Below are 15,943 nucleotides of genomic sequence, written 5' to 3'. Positions count from 1 at the left end.
GGGGCATCTCCCGGCCGAAGGCTGGGGGAGCAGTTCCCCGCGCGCCTGACGGGGCGGGACCCCTACTTCGGGTCGCCCGTGGTGATGGGGGCGTGCGCCGCGTCGGGGTCGATGCCCACATGGACCCACTGGGCCTTCGAGGGTACGCCGTCCCCGTCCACGCCGAAGACCATCCACCAGCCGGGCGTGACCAGGGACGGATCGTCCGGAATGGTGGTGGTCACCGTTCCATCGGCGGACCGCTTCATCTTCAGCGCGACGGACGACTGCTCCACGTTCGTCACGTGTGTGAAGGAGCCGGGTCGCACCAGCCGCAGCCGCTTCAGCGAGGTGGCGTCCTTGCTCTCGAGGGAGAGCCGGGAGCCGGGCCTCAGCTTCTCCGGGTTGCCTTCGGCGAGCCGCAACTGCGGCTGGGGTTTCCCCTTGTGCAGGTAGGGCGGCGTGTAGATCTCGATGCGCTGGTCGAACTCCCCTGGCTTGGTGTTGGCCTTGTCCGCGTACAGCGAGTCCGAGCCGAAGGTCATCACCCGGCCGTCCGGCAGCAGCAGCCCGCCGGAGTGGTAGTTGCGGCCGACCAAGGGCGCGGCGGCCTCCTTGAACTTGTTGGTCTTCGGGTCGTAGAGCGCGGCCTTGAGCACATTGCTGTCGCTCTTGCCCCGGTACCGGCCCGAGCCGTTCGTCGTCAGCACGGTGTCGTTCGGCAGGATCACGCTGCTGGGGTAGCGGACCTTGTCGTAGAGCCTGGGGCCGTCGCGGAAGCGGGGGGTGTCGGAGGACAGGTCCACGATGCGGGTCTTGTCCGTGGTCTTGTCGGACTCGCCGACCCCGCCGCCGCCCTCGACGATGAACTTCCGCGACTGGGTGGGCGGCAGCGGTACCGACATCGCCGTCTCCAGCACGTCCGGGTCGCTCATCCCGGGGATCTTGGTGAACTTGTTCGTCTCCAGGTTCCAGATGCCGGGCGTGCGGCCCTTGTCGGCCGGTCCGTACCCGGCGGTGGTGCCGCTGTAGAAGACCCGGTTCTCGCCGATCAGGTGCAGCCCGGGGTAGGTGGGGAAGAAGCGGGTCTCGGGCATGTAGTGCCACTTCTTCGTCTTCGGGTTGTAGATCTCGTTCTTGCCGGGGACGACCTGGCCGATGTCGTCGAGCCCGGAGACGGACATCACCCTGCCGTCCTGGAGGGTGAGCTGGGTGGGGTACCAGCGGGCCTCGTGCATCGGGTCGACGGTGATGTAGCGCTCGGCCACCGGATCGAACTCGTAGGCGTCCTTGATCCCCTGGAAGTCCTTCTTGTCGAAGGACATCTTCTGGGCGATGCCGTAGACGTCGTGCTTCCACGCCCCACCCAGACCGCTGACCGTGTACTTGTCCTCGGTGCCCGTCTGGTGCTCGCGGCCCTCCTCGGCGGCCTCCGCGTACAGCCGGGTGACGCTGTGCACGGTGGCGACCTCGCCGGTCTCCGGGTCCTTGACCTTCTTCGCGGGCGGCAGGTTGACGCTGCGCTGGGCGACGAACGTCTTGCCCGTCCTGCGGCCGGTAAAGCGCGTCCCCTTCTTGATCATCTTGGACCGGTCGGGGTTCTCGTTGTAGACGAACATCAGCCCGCCGGCCTTCTTCACATCGCCCTGGAGCGTCTCGTAGCGCTGGGTGCCGCCCGCGACCAGCAGCTTGCCGTCGGGAAGCTGGTTGTGCCCCGAGCAGAACAGGTCGTTGGGGGTGGGGATGTTCTTGAAGGTGTTCTTCGCCGGGTCCCACAGCACGGTGCGGAAGCTCTTGGCCTTGAAGTTCTTCGCGTCGTTGCCCGAGCCCGCCACCAGCAGCACCTTGCCGGTGTGCAGCAGTGCCGCGTGGATGGTGTTGATCCGGTACTTCTCGGGAATGTCGACGATCTGCCAGTGGCCCTTCTCCGCCTTGTACTCGGGCCGGTTGATCTCGTACTCGTGGTATTGCTTCGAGGCGAAGCCGTACAGCGCCGGGCCGTTGAACCCGGCGATGAGCGCGACGACCGCCGTACCGATGGCTATGCGCCGGGCCCGCCGCTTCTTGGCGCTCGCGGCGCGGCGACGGCTCCGTCGGGTTGTCATCGTTCCTGTCCCCCAAGGACGCTCTGGTTCACATACTGTCGGCCGGGCGCGTACGCCGACGGCGGGGCGGGCGTCGCGGTCCCGGCCGGGGCTTCCGCCGTGGCCGGGGGCTGCGGCGGTGCGCCGTGCCGACTCCTGCGGCGGCCTCTGCGCGCCGTGCGGCGCCGCTTCTCGGCCCGGACGGTGGCGCGCCAGCCGACGATCGGCGCCGCCGTGATCAGCAGCGCGAGCGCAGCCCAGGTGAGCATCGCCGGATGGTCGTGGCCCAGGAAGAGGGAGCCGACGAGCGAGCCGGCGAAGACCGCGATGAAGAACAGGTGCACCCGGAAGGTGCCGAAGAGGGTGTCCGGGCTCGCCGAGTCACCCTTGGGCGTGACGACGAACTTGCTCTTGCGGCGCAGCACGGTGTCGAAGAGGGAGCGCGCGTAGATCGGCGCGGACAGCGCGGACATCAGCATGCCGGCCAGCCCGCCGGAGCCCTCGGGCTCGTGCGGGGAGACGTTGTGCCGCCGGTTCCAGATGTACAGCCCGATCTGGAGCGCGGTGGCGTTGCCGTACAGCGCCATCCAGATGGTGGGGTCGATCTGCACGCCGGAGGCGCCCATGCCGAGGAAGAGCGCGCAGGACAGCGCGGCCAGGATCCAGTTGAGCGCCGAGGCCGGGTAGAAGAGCATCAGCAGGGTGTAGTTGAACAGCTTGCCGGGCGGCATGGAGCCCAGGCCGCGCCAGTACTGCCCCAGGATCGTCTCGTAGGTGCCGCGCGACCAGCGCAGTTGCTGGGTGAAGAAGTCCGTCCAGGCGTTGGGGCCCTCGCCGACGGCCAGCACGTCGGGGGTGTAGACGGAGCGCCATTTGTTGCCGGTGGCCGGGTTGCGGTGGCGGTGCATCTCGAAGCCGGTGGCCATGTCCTCGGTGATGGAGTCGTAGAGACCGCCGATGGACTTGAGGGCCTTGACGCGTACCGCGTTGCTGGTGCCGACGAACATCGGCGCCTGGTAGCGGTTGCCTGCGCGCTGGATGAGGGCGTGGAAGAGGAACTGCTGGCTCTCGGCGGCCTTGGTGACGAAGTTGTCGTAGTTGCCGTAGACCTGCGGGCCGATGACGAAGCCGACGTCCGGGTCGCGGAAGTAGCCGAGCATCCGCTCCAGGTAGTTGGGCAGCGGTACATGGTCGGTGTCCACGCCGGCGAATAAGTCGTAGTCGTCGCCGTGCGCGTCCAGCCAGGCGTTGTAGTTGCCGTGCTTGGTCTTGGCGCGGAAGGCGCCCTTGGCGGTGTTCCACCTGGCCGTGCCCTTGCGGGAGAAGTGGTGCACTCCCAGCCGCCGGCAGACCTCCTTGACCTCGGGGTCGTCGCCCTCGTCGAGCAGCCAGACGTGCATGGTGCCGCGGTGCCGCACCCGTACGGCCGCCTCCAGGGTCCTGGTGACCATCTCGATCGGCTCCTTGCCGGGCACGAACGAGGTGAGGAAGGCGACGCGGGTGCCGGCCTCGGGCACCACGGGTATCGGGTCGCGGGCCACCAGGGTGGCGTGCGCGTTGGACAGGACGTTGAGCGTACGGAACAGCTCGATCAGCCCGATCGAGACGAGCATGACGACATCGAGCTTGAGCACCAGGTCGGAGACCTCGCCCGCGTCGCGGCGCGTCCAGTGGTCGGGCTGCATCAGCCAGACCAGCAGCGCGGCGGACAGCAGCGGGGCCAGGCACAGCAGGAAGCCCGCGCGGAACCGGTGCGGCTCGTCGGCCAGCAGGCTGCGGTAGCGCACCCGGTAGGGCCGGTCCGGGTCGGGCCGGGTGAGCGGTCCGGCGAGCCGGCTGTAGTGCTCGTAGTCGTAGCGGGGCGCGGCACGCTCCCAGGGGTGCGGGGAGGGCCGCCGGGAAGGCGCCGACCGGCCGGAGGGTCTGCGCAGTCCGGGTATGCGCAGCTGCGTGGTCTGCGTCGGGTCCTGGCTGTCGTGCTCCTGCCACTGCGGGTGCCGGGCGCCCATGGGCGGCGTGGTCATGACTTCTGTCCCCCCGCACGCACCTGTGGGGCGTGCTCTTGTGCCGAGCCGCGTCCTGGCCCCCGCTCGAGGCGCGGCGTACTTCGGTCTCCGTGTCCCCGTGTCCCCGCAGCACGGTACGGACCGAAACGGTAACCGCACGTCAGGTTCTACAACTTGGCAGATGAATGCAAGGTCGGAAGGGACGGTTTAGCGCCATTAGGGCGTTATCGGAGCGGCAGATGTGATGGAGGAGTCATCAAACCGTGGCTGCCGTGTGGTGGCCTCCGAGGCGGTCGAACGGAGTCGTTCACGGATGTTGCCGAAGTGGGCGCGCACGGCCTCCTCCGCGCGCCGCATGTCACCGCTGCGGACGGCGTCGAGGATCGCGGCGTGCTGCTGCCAGGTCATCCGCGGGTCCGGCCGCAGTTCGGCCAGATCCGTGCGTACCCGGTGGAAGGCGTCCCAGAAGGCGTCCAGCACCTCGCTCAGCAGCGAGTTGCCCAGCCCGGCGTAGAGCGTCGAGTGGAAGGCCCGGTCGGTCTCCGCCCGCACCTCCCCCTCGTCCGCCTCCCGCCGCATCCGCTCGACCAGCGCCTCCAGCTCGGCCAGCTGCTCCGGCCCGGCCACCAGCCGCGCCATCAGCCCCGTCTCCACCGCCTCGCGCAGCTCCAGCAGTTGCAGCAGGCTGTCCTCGCCGCGGTAGTGCCCGGCGACGGTACGGAAGGAGAGCCCCTCGGTCATGGGGGCCATGGACATCGTGCCGACATAGGTGCCGAAGCCGTGCCGGATCTCCACGATGCCCATCGCCTGCAGCGCCTTGAGCGCCTCGCGCACGGAGTTGCGACTCACCTCCAGCCGCTCCATCAGCTCCGTCTCGGTGGGCATCGGAGCACCGGGCGGCAGCCGCTCCTCGATGATCAGCTTTTTGATCCGCTCCTGGATCTCCCCGAGCCTTCCCCGGCTGCGCACCCTGTGGCCTCCTTCACCCGGGCCTTGTCACCGCCCCGTCACCCGCCCTTCGGCCGTCAGCCTACGCGGGACCCGGAGCGCGGGGCGCGGTGAAGGTGACGGGGTGCGGCCCCGGACGGCCGTCGGTCGCGAACGCCAGCAGCCGCTCGCCCTCCTCGGCCAGCGCCTGTGCCACCTCGTCGGCCAGCGGCTCGAAGGGGGCCAGGGTCAAGGTGGCGGTCTTGCGGCCGGTGTCCGCCTTCCAGGTGCCGCGCACCCTGCCGTCCACCAGGAAGGTGCCGGGCACCTGCCCGTTCCTGGTCGCCAGGGCGCGGCGGACCGGCTCGTCCAGGAGGCGGGAGCGGTCCGCGTGCGAGAGGATGATGTTGTCGTACTCGGCCAGGAAACGCACCGGCAACGGGAGTTCGGGGTCGGGCCGGGGTGCGTCGGGCAGGTCGAACAGCTCGCGGCCCGTCTCGTCGGTGAAGACCCGCAGCTGGGGCCGCAGCCGCTCCAGCACCTCACCGAGCCGGGTCAGCCCCGACCAGCTCTGCGCGTCCCGTACGGAGGCCGGGCCGAAGGCGCCGAGGTAGCGCAGCACCATCGTCTCCACGCACGGTTCGGCCGCCGGGGGCCGCCCCAGCCAGCGCTCCACGGTGTCCACCACCGGCTGGCCCGAGCGCCCCCACAGCCCGCGCGGCGGAAGCTGCACCAGCGCCAGCAGATACCGCGCCGTCATCGCCAGCGCGCGGGCCTCCACCTGCGGCCAGCGCTCCTGGAGCCGGACGCCGAGCTGGCTGCCGGTCAGCGGCTGCTCGGCGAGGAGCGTGCGGGCCGCCTCGGCCACCTGCCGGGGGTCCGCGCCGCCGAGCTGTTTGACGAGGGAGGTGCGCACCATGGCCTCGTGCAGCGGCTGGGTGAGGGCACGCAACTGGATCGCGTCGCGCTCGCTGACCAGATGGACGGTGCCGCGCATGACGCTGAGCCTGACCAGTTCGCGGCTCTCCAGCAGCAGTGAGAGGTCGCGCGGGTCGAAGTCCGCCACCCTGCTCCACAGGGCGAAGTACGGCGGCCTGGGCGCCTGTGCCTGGAGGCCGACCAGGTGCTCGACGGCGTCCCGTACCGGCATCCGGGCGCGTTCGACGAGCAGTTGGCGTGCGAGCAGGGCGCGGCACAGGGCCGGCCGCGTCAGGGGTGCGGGCATGGTCATGAGTCTCGCCGATGGGGCCGTGCCGCGCCACGCGACGGCTGCGGCACGGCGCGCCCGGAACCCCAACAGCGGGGTATGTACCGGGGCATGCGGTATGGATGGAGACAATTACTCCCGAGGGCACCGACAAGGGAATGAGTCCATGCACAATGCCACCCCTGGAGCTGGAGCCCGCGGCGCGCTCACTCCCGGCACGCTCGCGCTCGTTCTCGGCGTGCTCCTCGTCCAACTGAGCTTCCTGCTCTCCTACATCGGCTCCTTCCACGCTCCCGACCCGCAGGGCATCCCGATTGCCGCCGTCGCGCCCCAGAAGGCGGCCGACCGGCTCGACCGGCTGCCCGGGGACCCGCTGTCCGTCACCGTGGTCGAGGACGAGCGGACGGCGCGTGAGCGCATCCGGGAGCGGAAGGCGGAGGGCGCCTATCTGATGAACCCGCGCGGCAGCCGGGACACCCTGCTGGTCGCCTCCGGCGCGGGCGGCCCGCAGGCCCAGGCGCTGCGCAAGGTCGGCGAGCGGGTGGCCGCCGACCAGGGCAGGCAGCTGAAGGTGGTGGACGTCGCCCCGTCGGGGGAGCAGGACCACGAGAGCCTGACCGCGTTCTACCTCATCGTCGGCTGGCTGGTGGGCGGTTATCTGCTCGCCTCGCTGATGGGGGTGCTGGCGGGCACCCGGCCCGCGCGGCCGGGACTCGCCGGGCTGCGGCTGGCCGGGGCGGCGGGGTACGCCGTCCTGTCCGGGCTCGGCGGGGCGATCATCGTCGATCCGGTGCTGCACGCGCTGCCCGGGCACTTCGTGGCGCTGTGGTGGGTCGGTGCGCTGCTGGTGTTCGGTACGGCGGCGTGCACGCTGGCGCTGGAGGCGTTCTTGGGGGTGGTCGGCATCGGGGTGGCGGTGCTCATCTTCGTCGTCCTGGGCAATCCGAGCGCGGGCGGCGCCTTCCAGCAGCATCTGATCCCCTCGTTCTGGCGGGCGATCGGCGACTGGATCCCGACCGGTGCGGGGACCACTGCCGTACGCAACATCGTCTACTTCTCCGGCAACGCGCTCGGCACCCCCCTGCTGGTGCTCGGCGGCTGGGCGCTGGCGGGCGTGGTGCTGCTGCTGGTGGGGTCGCTGCGGCGCAGGGAGCGCGGTCTGACCCTCCCGCTCTGAGGAGCCGGTGAGCGGCGGCCCTCCCGATCTGACGCTGCATCAGTTATCGTGCGCGGCCATGAGCGCATCGGTGAGCGCACCCCGCAGGCACCCGGCGCCCGGCGCCGGCACCGTCGCCGAGCTGGTACGGGCCCAGTGGCACGATCCGCGCCCCGGCGGGCTCCGGGCCGCCGGGCTCACCCTCACCCGGCACGCCACCGCCGCGGCTGCCGCCGCCCGCGCCGCCCTCCTTGCCGACCTGCTGCCCCGCGGCGCCGAGCCGCACATCGGAGTGCTGCTCGACAACGCGCCCGAGTACCCGCTCTGGCTGGCCGCCGCCGCGCTCGCCGGAGCCACCGTCGTCGGCGTCAACCCCACCCGGCGCGGCGCCGAGCTGGCCCGCGACATCAGCCACACCGAGTGCGCCCTGCTGGTCACCGAACGCGCCCATCTGGCGCTGCTGGACGGACTGGAGCTGCCCGTGCTCCGGCGCGGCGGGCCGGGCCCGGGGCGGCTGCTGGTGACCGACGAGCCCGGTTACGCGGAGCTGCTGCGGCCCTACGCGACCGCGGAGCCGGGGGAGGTCACCGTCGCCCCGCCCGAGCCCTCCCGCCGCATGCTGCTCACCTTCACCTCCGGCTCCACGGGTGCGCCCAAGGCCGTCGTCGTCACCCAGGGCAGGCTGGCCGGCGCCGGAAGCGCGCTGGCCGACCGGTTCGCCCTGGGCCGGGAGGACGTGCACTACCTGTGCATGCCGCTGTTCCACGGCAACGCCGTCATCGCGGGCTGGGCGCCGGCGCTCACCGCGGGCGCCGGGGTGGCGCTGGCCCGCCGCTTCTCGGCCTCGCGCTTCCTGCCCGACGTACGTGCCTGGGGCGCGACCTACTTCACCTACGTCGGCCGTGCGATCCAGTATCTGCTGGCCACACCGCCCCGCGAGGACGACGCCGACAACCCGCTGCGGCTCGGCTTCGGTACCGAGGCCGGCCCCGTGGACGCGGACCGCTTCGCCGCGCGGTTCGGCGTCCGGCTGGTGGAGGGCTACGGCTCCTCCGAGGGCGGAGCGGCCCTCCAGCACGACCCGGACGCACCGCCCGGGGCCGTGGGCCGGGCCGCGCCGGGCACCGAACCGGCCGTCGTCGACCCGGACACCGGTACGGAGCGGCCCCGTGCCCGCCGCGGGCCCGACGGCAGGCCGACGGAGGTCGCCTCCGCCATCGGAGAACTGGTCAACCGAGGCCCGAACGGGTTCGAGGGCTACTGGAAGAACCCGGCGGCCGACGCCGCCCGCACCCGGGACGGCTGGTTCTGGACCGGCGACCTGTTCTTCCGGGACGAGGAGGGCTGGTTCCACTTCGCCGGGCGCGCGGACGACCGGTTGCGGGTCGACGGCGAGAACCTGGCCGCGGCCGTGATCGAGAACATCCTCGCCCACTGCCCCGGGGTGCACTCCGCCGCCGTCTACGCCGTGCCCGACCCGGTCTCCGGCGACCAGGTCATGGCCGCCCTCGCCGTCGGCCCCGAGGGCGCCTTCGATCCGCAGGGCTTCTCGGCGTTCCTGGCCGGGCGGACCGAACTGGCCACCAAGGCCGCGCCGCGCTTCGTGCGGATCCTGCCGGCCCTGCCGCTCACCGCCACCCACAAGATCGACCGCGCGGCACTGCGCCGTGCGGGCTTCCGCTGTCCGGAGCCGGTGTGGTGGACGCCCTACGAGGACGCCCGGGAACCCGGCGCGGGAGCGCGCGGAAGGGCGCCCGGGACCGGCTACCGCCCACTGACCGGGCGGGACCTGGCGGCACTGCTGGCCAGGTACGCGGCACACGGCCGGGCCGGGCTCGTCGGGGGCGGGCCCAGGCCGGACGGGTGGTCACCAGCACCCTCTCGAAGGGGGTAGTATTTGTGTCGTCGGCCGGAAACGGCGACGGGCGCCGCTAGCTCAGTTGGTTAGAGCAGCTGACTCTTAATCAGCGGGTCCGGGGTTCGAGTCCCTGGCGGCGTACCCACAGGCTGCGGCCCCCTTGGTTTCCAAGGGGGCCGCAGTCGTCCTGGCGCGGAAGCGCTCAGATCGCCAGCGACAGCATCACCGGCGCGGCCCGCTGACTCAGCACCTCGGCGGCGCGGCGCAGCCGGTGCGCCTGGTCGACGGGGAGCGAGAGCGCCAGGCAGCTGACCGCGGAGCCGGCCGTCACCGGCACCGCGGCGCAGACCGTGCCCACGGCGTACTCCTGCAGGTCCAGCACCGGGACGGTGGGCGGCTGCCGGTCGAGCGCGGTCAGCAGCAGCCGCTCGTCGGTGATCGTCCGCGAGGTGAGCCGGGGCGTCTTGTGTCGGGAGAGGTGGTCGAGGCGCCGGTCGTGGTCGAGCTGGCTGAGCAGACACTTGCCGATCGCGGTCGCGTGCGCGGCCGAGCGGAAGTCCACCCACTGGTTGACCGCCGGAGTGGTGGGGCCGTCGGCGACCTGGGTGCTCTCCAGCTCACCGTCCTGGTACCGGCCGAAGTAGACGGCGGCGCCCACGGTGTCCCGCAGCTCGTCCAGGGTGGCCTGCAGCCGTTCACGGAGGGCGCGGGCGCGCTCCACGCCGGAACCCAGCAGCACCAGTGCCTCCCCGACGACGTATGTGCCGTCCTCCAGCTGCGCCAGATACCCCTCGCGGCACAGCATGCGCAGCAGTTGGTCCAGCTGGCCGGTGGGCAGCCGGGTCCGGCGGGCTATCGCGTTCTCGTCGATGCCGTCCCGGTACCGGGAGACGGTCTCCAGCACCCGCAGGGCGTGCCGCACCGAGCCGAAGGGAGTGACCGGCTCCCGTTCCGGCTCCCCGGACGAGCCTCCGGGCGGTTGGAGTAGCGTCACGGTGTCCCCCTGGAGGTTGTGACCGTTTGTACCGTTACCACTTCGTGTGGTCACGGCTTCATATCTCACGATAGCGGCCAACCGGGTGCCCGGACGGGGCTGTTGTCGTGATCGGCATATGCCAGACGGCTGAATGCGCCCCCTGACGCGCCCCTTGGTGCGCCCCCCGCCCCTTACTCGGGCCCCGCCCTTTGCACGGGGCCCACGGCACCGAGCCCGCGCCGCGATGCGGCGCGGGCTCGGCAGGGCCCCAGTGGCGCGCGTTCGTCGATGACGTGTGTCACAGGACGGCGCTGAGGAACTCCCTGGTGCGCTCGTGCTCCGGGTCGGTGAAGATCTTCTCCGGCGCTCCGGACTCGATGACCCGCCCCGCGTCGAACATCAGCACGTCGTCGGAGATGTCCCGCGCGAAGTTCATCTCGTGCGTGACGCAGAGCATGGTGATGTCCGTGGAGTGGGCGATGTCCCGCAGCACGTCCAGCACCCCGGCCACCAGCTCCGGGTCGAGCGCCGAGGTGACCTCGTCCAGCAGCAGCACCTGCGGCCGCATCGCGAGGGCACGCGCGATGGCCACCCGCTGCTGCTGGCCGCCGGACAGCTGGCTGGGGTACTTGTCGATGTGGTCGGTCAGCCCGACCATCTCCATCAGTTCACGCGCCCGCTGCTCGGCCTCGTCCTTGCCCAGGCCCAGCACATGCACCGGAGCCTCGGTGATGTTGCGCAGCACCTTCATGTTGGGGAAGAGGTTGAACTGCTGGAAGACCATGCCGATGTTCTTGCGGACCTCGCGCGAGTGCCTCTCGCTCGCCGGCACCAGCTTGCCGTTCTTCTCCTCGTGGGAGAGGTACTCGCCGCCCACCTTGATGGTGCCCTCGTCGGGCTTCACCAGGGTCATCAGCAGCCGCAGGATGGTCGTCTTGCCCGATCCGGACGGGCCGATGAGGGTGACGTGCTTGCCGGACGACACATCGAAACAGAGGTTGTCCAGCACCACGTTGCTGCCGTAGCGCTTGGTGACGTTGTCGAACTTGATCAGTTCGCTGCCGTCGACGGCGGGGTTCGTACCGTCGCTCACGGCTGTGCTCGGGTTCTTCTCAACGGACAAGACGACGCTCCAGGGCTCGCATCAGCAGGGAAGCCGGGTAGGCGATGAGGATGAAGGCGATGCCGACGACGGTGATCGGCTCGGTCGGCTGGAAGGTGGTCGCGGTGAACTGCCGCGCCTGGCCGAGCATCTCGAGCGCACCGATCACCGCGATCATCGGCGAGTCCTTCAGCATCGCGATCACGTAGTTGCCCAGCGCGGGCACCACGCGGCGGATCGCCTGCGGCAGGATGACGGCGCTCCAGGTGCGGCCACGCGGCATGCTCAGCGCGGTGCAGGCCTCCCACTGGCCGGCCGGCACCCCGTCGATACCGGCGCGGTAGACCTCGGCCGTGTATGTCGAGTAGTGCAGACCGAGGCCGATGACGCCGGTGGTGAGCGCGGAGAGCGTGACGCCCCACTCCGGCAGTACGTAGAACAGGAAGAACAGCTGCACCAGCAGCGGTGTGTTGCGGACGAACTCGGTGACGACCATCACCGGCCAGCGGACCACCTTCAGCGGCGAGCGCTGGGCCATCGCCCAGACCAGGCCGAGCGCGAAGGCGATCAGCGAGCCGAGCACCAGCGCCTGGAGCGTGACGAGCACGCCGTCCCAGAAGCGCGGCATGAAGTCACCGACAGCGGACCAGTCCCACTCCATCAGGCACCTCCCGCACTGGACTTGGAGATGGCGGTCGCCTGCCGGATGCTGAGCTTCTTCAAGCCCTTGCCCTTCTCCGGGGCCTGGCCGATGCCCGCCTTCGCCTTCCGCTCCACGGCGCGCATCACACGCGTCAGCAGGAAGGCCAGGATGAAGTACATGACCAGGATGATCGTGTAGACCGGGGCGCTCTCACCGAGCGCGTTGCGCACCAGCGCGGCCCCGAAGGTGATGTCGCCGACGCCCAGTACGGACACCAGCGCGGTGCCCTTGAGCAGTTCGATCAGCAGGTTGTTGGCGGGCGGGATCATCTCCGGCCACGCCTGCGGCAGCAGGATCTTCGTCAGCCGCTGCCACGGCGAGAAGCTGAGCGCGATGCCCGCCTCCTGCTGGGCCGGTGCGACGGCGGCCAGTGCGCCGCGCACGATCTCCGAGCCGTAGGCGCCGTACGACAACCCGAGCGCGAGCACCGCCGCCCACATCGGCACCAGCTGCCAGCCGAACGCCATCGGGAGCACGAAGAAGATCCAGAACATCAGCACCAGTGCCGAGGTCCCCCGGAATATCTCCATGTACAGGCCGGAGAGGAACCGGACTATCCACAGCCGGTGCGTCCTGGCGACCCCCACCACGAAGGCGACGAACGCGCCCAGCGCCGCGCTGAAGACGGTCAGCTGGACGGTGACCCAGACGCCCTGGAAGAGCAGTTCCCACAGACCCGCGGTCAGGTTCGTCATGCGCAACGCTCCTTCGCGGTCATCTCGGTCATCTCGTCCTCCACGAAGCCGAAGGGCTTCATGAGGCGGAAGAGTTCACCGCTCTTCTTCATCTTGTGCAGCTCGCGGTTGAACGCGTCCCGGAGTTTCGTTTCCGTCTTACGGAACGCGAATGCGCCGGTGCCGAGGTCGGGCTTTCCGTCCAGCTTCGGGGTGAAAGCGTCGGTGAACTCGGCTTTCCGGCTCTTCGTCTGCCGGACCACGTTGCGAACCGTGACGGCCGTACCGGCGAAAACATCGGCGCGGCCCTGTTCCACGGCAAGGAGTCCCGCCAGCTGGTCGGGGAGCAGCAGAATTTCCGACTCCTTGATGCCTGCCTCCGCCGCATACGCGATTTCCGCGTACCCGGTGCCGGTGGCCATCTTGGCGCCGCTCTTCTTGATGTCCTCGTAGTTGTGCAGGTTCTTGGGGTTCCCCTTGCGCACGATAAACGCGTCGCGCATCTCGTACTCGGGGTCGGCGAACAGGACCTGTTTGCACCGAACGGGCGTTATGTACATACCGGCCGCGACCACGTCGAACTGCTGCGAGTTGAGTCCCGGGATCAGCGAGTTGAACTCGGTCGGGAACGGCTGGACCTTCGGGACCCCCAGCCTCTCGAAGATGACGCGCGCGATCGCCGGCGAGCTCCCCGTCAGCTCGCCGTCCTTGTCGATGTAGCTGTAGGGCTGTTCACCGGCGAGGCCCAGCTTCACCGTGCCCTGGGCCTTCAGCCGTTCCAGAAGATCCCCCCCGTTCTCGGTGTCCGCGCTGGACACCCGGCTGCAGGCGGTTGTTGCGCCGAGCGCACTCACCGCACTCAAGGACGCCGCCCCCGCGAGCAGCGACCGACGGCTCAAACGTCTCCCGGCACCTGCCGTGTTGTTCCTCTGTGGTGGAGCCATGGGCGCGCGTATACCCAGGCGTACTGAAGATATGCGGATAATTTCAAGCCGTTATGGGGTCGCGCTGAGGCCGACATCTGGGTCACCATTAGCAGGTAAATGACCACCCTGGTGCGGAGGCACGATGGCTGAGCGCTTCATTGAAGTGTCGTTGGACAAGCGGGGAGTGAGCTGCACGGCAAAGCTGCTCGACGACCGCGCACCGATCACCTGCGCCGCGGTGTGGGATGCGCTGCCGCTGGGCGGCGACGTCTACCACGCGAAGTATGCGCGCAACGAGATCTACGCCCTCATTCCCCCCTTTGCCCCGCAGGAGCCGCCGCTGGAGAATCCGACCATTACCCCCATTCCCGGTGACCTCTGCTATTTCACCTTCACCAACACCCAGTTGGCCACGCCGGGGTACGGGTACGAGGCCGCGGCCGAGCAGCAGGGCGGCCAGGCGGCACACGTCGAGCACTCCACCGTCGTCGACCTCGCGCTGTTCTACGAGCGCAACAACCTGCTGATCAACGGCGATGCCGGCTGGGTGCCCGGCATCGTGTGGGGGCAGGTGGTCGAGGGTCTCGACGCCATGGCGGAGGCCTGCCAGGACCTGTGGCGGTCCGGCGCCATCGGCGAGACCCTCAACTTCCGCCGAGCCTGACACCTGACAGCAGTGCCCGTCGGGGGGTGAGGCCTCCCCGACGGGCCCGGGACGACGTCCCTCAGCCGAGGGCCGAGGGCACCTGGGCGGCGACGCCCGCCTCGAACAGCGCGTGCGAGGCGCTCAGCACGAGCGCGTCGGCGTGCCGGGGCCCCACCAGCTGGAGCCCGACGGGCAGACCCGCCCCGTCGACACCGCACGGCACCGAGGCCGCGGGCTGCTGCGTCATGTTGAACGGGTAGGAGAACGGCGTCCACCCGGTCCACCGGGTGTGGGACGAGCCGCGCGGCACCTCCACCCCCGCCTCGAAGGCGGTGATCGGCATGGTCGGCGTCACCAGCAGGTCGTACCGCTCGTGGAAGGCGCCCATCAGCCGGCCCAGATCCATCCGCTCGTCCACGGCGGCCAGATACTCCAGCGCGCTGCGCGCGGCACCGTCCGCGCAGATCTCCTGCAAGCCGGGATCAAGACTCTCGCGCTGATCTTGGCTGAAACCTTGAGTGACCCGCGCCGCACCGCTGAACCACAGCGTGTGGAAGGAATCGACCGGATCGGCGAACCCCGGATCCGCCTCCCCCACCACCGCGCCCAGCTCCTCCAGCAGCGCGACCGCCCCGCGTACCGCGTCCGCGACGTCCGGCTCCACCGGTACCCGCCCCCCGAAGTCGGGGCTGAAGGCCACCCGCAGCCCGCGCACCCCCTCGGCCCCGGCGGCCAGCGCCCCGCGGAAGCTGTGCGGCACCGGGCCCAGGTGCGACCAGTCGCGCGGGTCCGGCGAGCTGATCACATCCATCAGCAGGGCCGCGTCCTCCGCGTCCCGGGTCATCGGGCCGACGTGCGCCAGCGTCCCGAAGGCACTCGCGGGATAGATGGGCACCCGCCCGTAGGTGGGCTTCAGCGCGAAGATCCCGCAGAAGGAGGCCGGGATCCGCACCGACCCGCCGCCGTCCGTACCCAGCGACAGCGGCCCGGCACCCGCCGCGACGGCCGCCGCACTGCCCCCGCTGGAGCCGCCGGCGGTGCGGTCGGGCGCGTACGGGTTGCCGGTCGCTCCGTGCCGGGGGCTGTCGGTGACTCCCTTCCAGCCGAACTCGGGCGTCGTCGTCTTGCCCAGGAAGACGGCGCCGCTCTCCCGCAGCCGGGCGACCGAGGGCGCGTCCTCGTCCCCGGGGCCGCCGTCCCCCACGGCCCAGGAGCCCTTGAAGGTGGGCCCGCCGCGCTGCAGCAGGATGTCCTTGACGGTCACCGGCACCCCGTCCACCGGGCCCGCCGGCTCACCGCGCTGCCAGCGCCCCGCCGACTCCTCGGCCTGCCGCAGCGCGTCCTCGCTGTCGATGCGGACGAACGCGTTGACGCGCTCCTGGGTCTGTGCCGCGCGATCCAGCGCCGCTCGGGTGACCTCCACGGGAGTGAAGTCCCCCGTTTCATAGCCCGCCACGAGCTGGGTCGCGGTCAGGGCGTTGAGATCGGACATGACGAAACCTCCCGAGAGACCGGGCACCCCGCAAGGCGGACTGCCACAGGAACACGAGCCTTGGCCCGCACCGCGCCCAAGGCGTGAAGAAACGACCCGCGTGAAGAAACGACCCGGTGACACGAGATCCGGTGACCCGTGGCCGGTGACCGGGAACGGGTCCCGGTGGAGCGAGCCGGCAGCAGGCGCCCCGGAGGGCGCCTGCTG

Annotated in this window: 13 protein-coding genes and 1 tRNA gene; 4 read left to right on the top strand and 10 right to left on the bottom strand. The window is 70.5% G+C overall.

Going from position 1 to position 15,943, the window contains the following annotated elements; genetic code table 11:
* Window positions 1-62 precede the first annotated feature (62 nt).
* From KBY19_RS20875 to KBY19_RS20860, 4 genes are all read right to left on the bottom strand, one after another.
* On the bottom strand, window positions 63-2,084 hold the full coding sequence (locus tag KBY19_RS20875) for a kelch motif-containing protein (RefSeq protein ID WP_210966389.1): 2,022 nt from the start codon (window positions 2,082-2,084) through the stop codon (window positions 63-65).
* Window positions 2,081-4,087: a glycosyltransferase family 2 protein gene (locus tag KBY19_RS20870; protein ID WP_185016936.1), complete on the bottom strand. Its 2,007-nt coding sequence runs from the start codon at window positions 4,085-4,087 to the stop codon at window positions 2,081-2,083. The genes KBY19_RS20875 and KBY19_RS20870 overlap by 4 nt, the downstream gene beginning before the upstream one ends.
* A 198-nt stretch (window positions 4,088-4,285) precedes the next feature.
* Complete coding sequence (locus tag KBY19_RS20865) at window positions 4,286-5,038, bottom strand: FadR/GntR family transcriptional regulator (RefSeq protein ID WP_307843572.1); 753 nt, start codon at window positions 5,036-5,038, stop codon at window positions 4,286-4,288.
* A gap of 61 nt (window positions 5,039-5,099) precedes the next feature.
* Window positions 5,100-6,221: a winged helix DNA-binding domain-containing protein gene (locus KBY19_RS20860; protein ID WP_210966388.1), complete on the bottom strand. Its 1,122-nt coding sequence runs from the start codon at window positions 6,219-6,221 to the stop codon at window positions 5,100-5,102.
* 148 nt (window positions 6,222-6,369) lie between these two features.
* On the opposite strand from KBY19_RS20860, the gene KBY19_RS20855 reads away from it, so the two are divergent.
* From KBY19_RS20855 to KBY19_RS20845, 3 genes are all read left to right on the top strand, one after another.
* A complete protein-coding gene (locus KBY19_RS20855; RefSeq protein WP_099881246.1) occupies window positions 6,370-7,380 on the top strand; it encodes a DUF3533 domain-containing protein in 1,011 nt (336 codons plus the stop codon).
* 58 nt (window positions 7,381-7,438) lie between these two features.
* Complete coding sequence (locus tag KBY19_RS20850) at window positions 7,439-9,253, top strand: AMP-binding protein (protein ID WP_210966387.1); 1,815 nt, start codon at window positions 7,439-7,441, stop codon at window positions 9,251-9,253.
* 31 nt (window positions 9,254-9,284) lie between these two features.
* Window positions 9,285-9,358, top strand: a tRNA-Lys gene (locus tag KBY19_RS20845).
* Window positions 9,359-9,419: 61 nt separating this feature from the next.
* Here the strand turns inward: KBY19_RS20845 and KBY19_RS20840 are convergent.
* The 5 genes from KBY19_RS20840 to ehuB form a co-directional block, all read right to left on the bottom strand.
* Window positions 9,420-10,211: an IclR family transcriptional regulator gene (locus KBY19_RS20840; protein WP_099881242.1), complete on the bottom strand. Its 792-nt coding sequence runs from the start codon at window positions 10,209-10,211 to the stop codon at window positions 9,420-9,422.
* Between the two features lie 280 nt (window positions 10,212-10,491).
* The gene (gene ehuA / locus KBY19_RS20835) at window positions 10,492-11,286 is read right to left on the bottom strand and encodes an ectoine/hydroxyectoine ABC transporter ATP-binding protein EhuA (RefSeq protein ID WP_307842281.1); all 795 of its coding nucleotides are present in this window, start codon (window positions 11,284-11,286) and stop codon (window positions 10,492-10,494) included.
* 19 nt (window positions 11,287-11,305) lie between these two features.
* The gene (gene ehuD, locus KBY19_RS20830) at window positions 11,306-11,956 is read right to left on the bottom strand and encodes an ectoine/hydroxyectoine ABC transporter permease subunit EhuD (protein ID WP_099881238.1); all 651 of its coding nucleotides are present in this window, start codon (window positions 11,954-11,956) and stop codon (window positions 11,306-11,308) included.
* Entirely contained in the window at window positions 11,956-12,693 is a 738-nt protein-coding gene (gene ehuC, locus KBY19_RS20825; protein WP_099881237.1) for an ectoine/hydroxyectoine ABC transporter permease subunit EhuC, read from the bottom strand. Before ehuC ends, ehuD begins: the two co-directional genes overlap by 1 nt.
* Window positions 12,690-13,616 carry an ectoine/hydroxyectoine ABC transporter substrate-binding protein EhuB gene (gene ehuB / locus KBY19_RS20820; protein ID WP_180289651.1) on the bottom strand — a complete coding sequence of 309 codons (927 nt, stop codon included), beginning with the start codon at window positions 13,614-13,616 and terminating at the stop codon, window positions 12,690-12,692. Before ehuB ends, ehuC begins: the two co-directional genes overlap by 4 nt.
* Before the next feature lie 124 nt (window positions 13,617-13,740).
* Between ehuB and KBY19_RS20815 the strand changes: the two genes are divergently transcribed.
* Complete coding sequence (locus tag KBY19_RS20815) at window positions 13,741-14,262, top strand: DUF3830 family protein (protein WP_099881235.1); 522 nt, start codon at window positions 13,741-13,743, stop codon at window positions 14,260-14,262.
* A 61-nt stretch (window positions 14,263-14,323) separates the two neighbouring features.
* Here KBY19_RS20815 and KBY19_RS20810 read toward each other — a convergent pair whose 3' ends face one another.
* Window positions 14,324-15,736: an amidase gene (locus tag KBY19_RS20810; protein ID WP_210966386.1), complete on the bottom strand. Its 1,413-nt coding sequence runs from the start codon at window positions 15,734-15,736 to the stop codon at window positions 14,324-14,326.
* Window positions 15,737-15,943: the final 207 nt, after the last annotated feature.

It is taken from the genome of Streptomyces sp. B15 (genome assembly GCF_018070605.1).
GTDB classification, from domain to species: domain Bacteria; phylum Actinomycetota; class Actinomycetes; order Streptomycetales; family Streptomycetaceae; genus Streptomyces; species Streptomyces smyrnaeus.
Note: the sequence above shows the minus strand (reverse complement) of the source record. Positions and strands in the feature narration are given on the sequence as shown.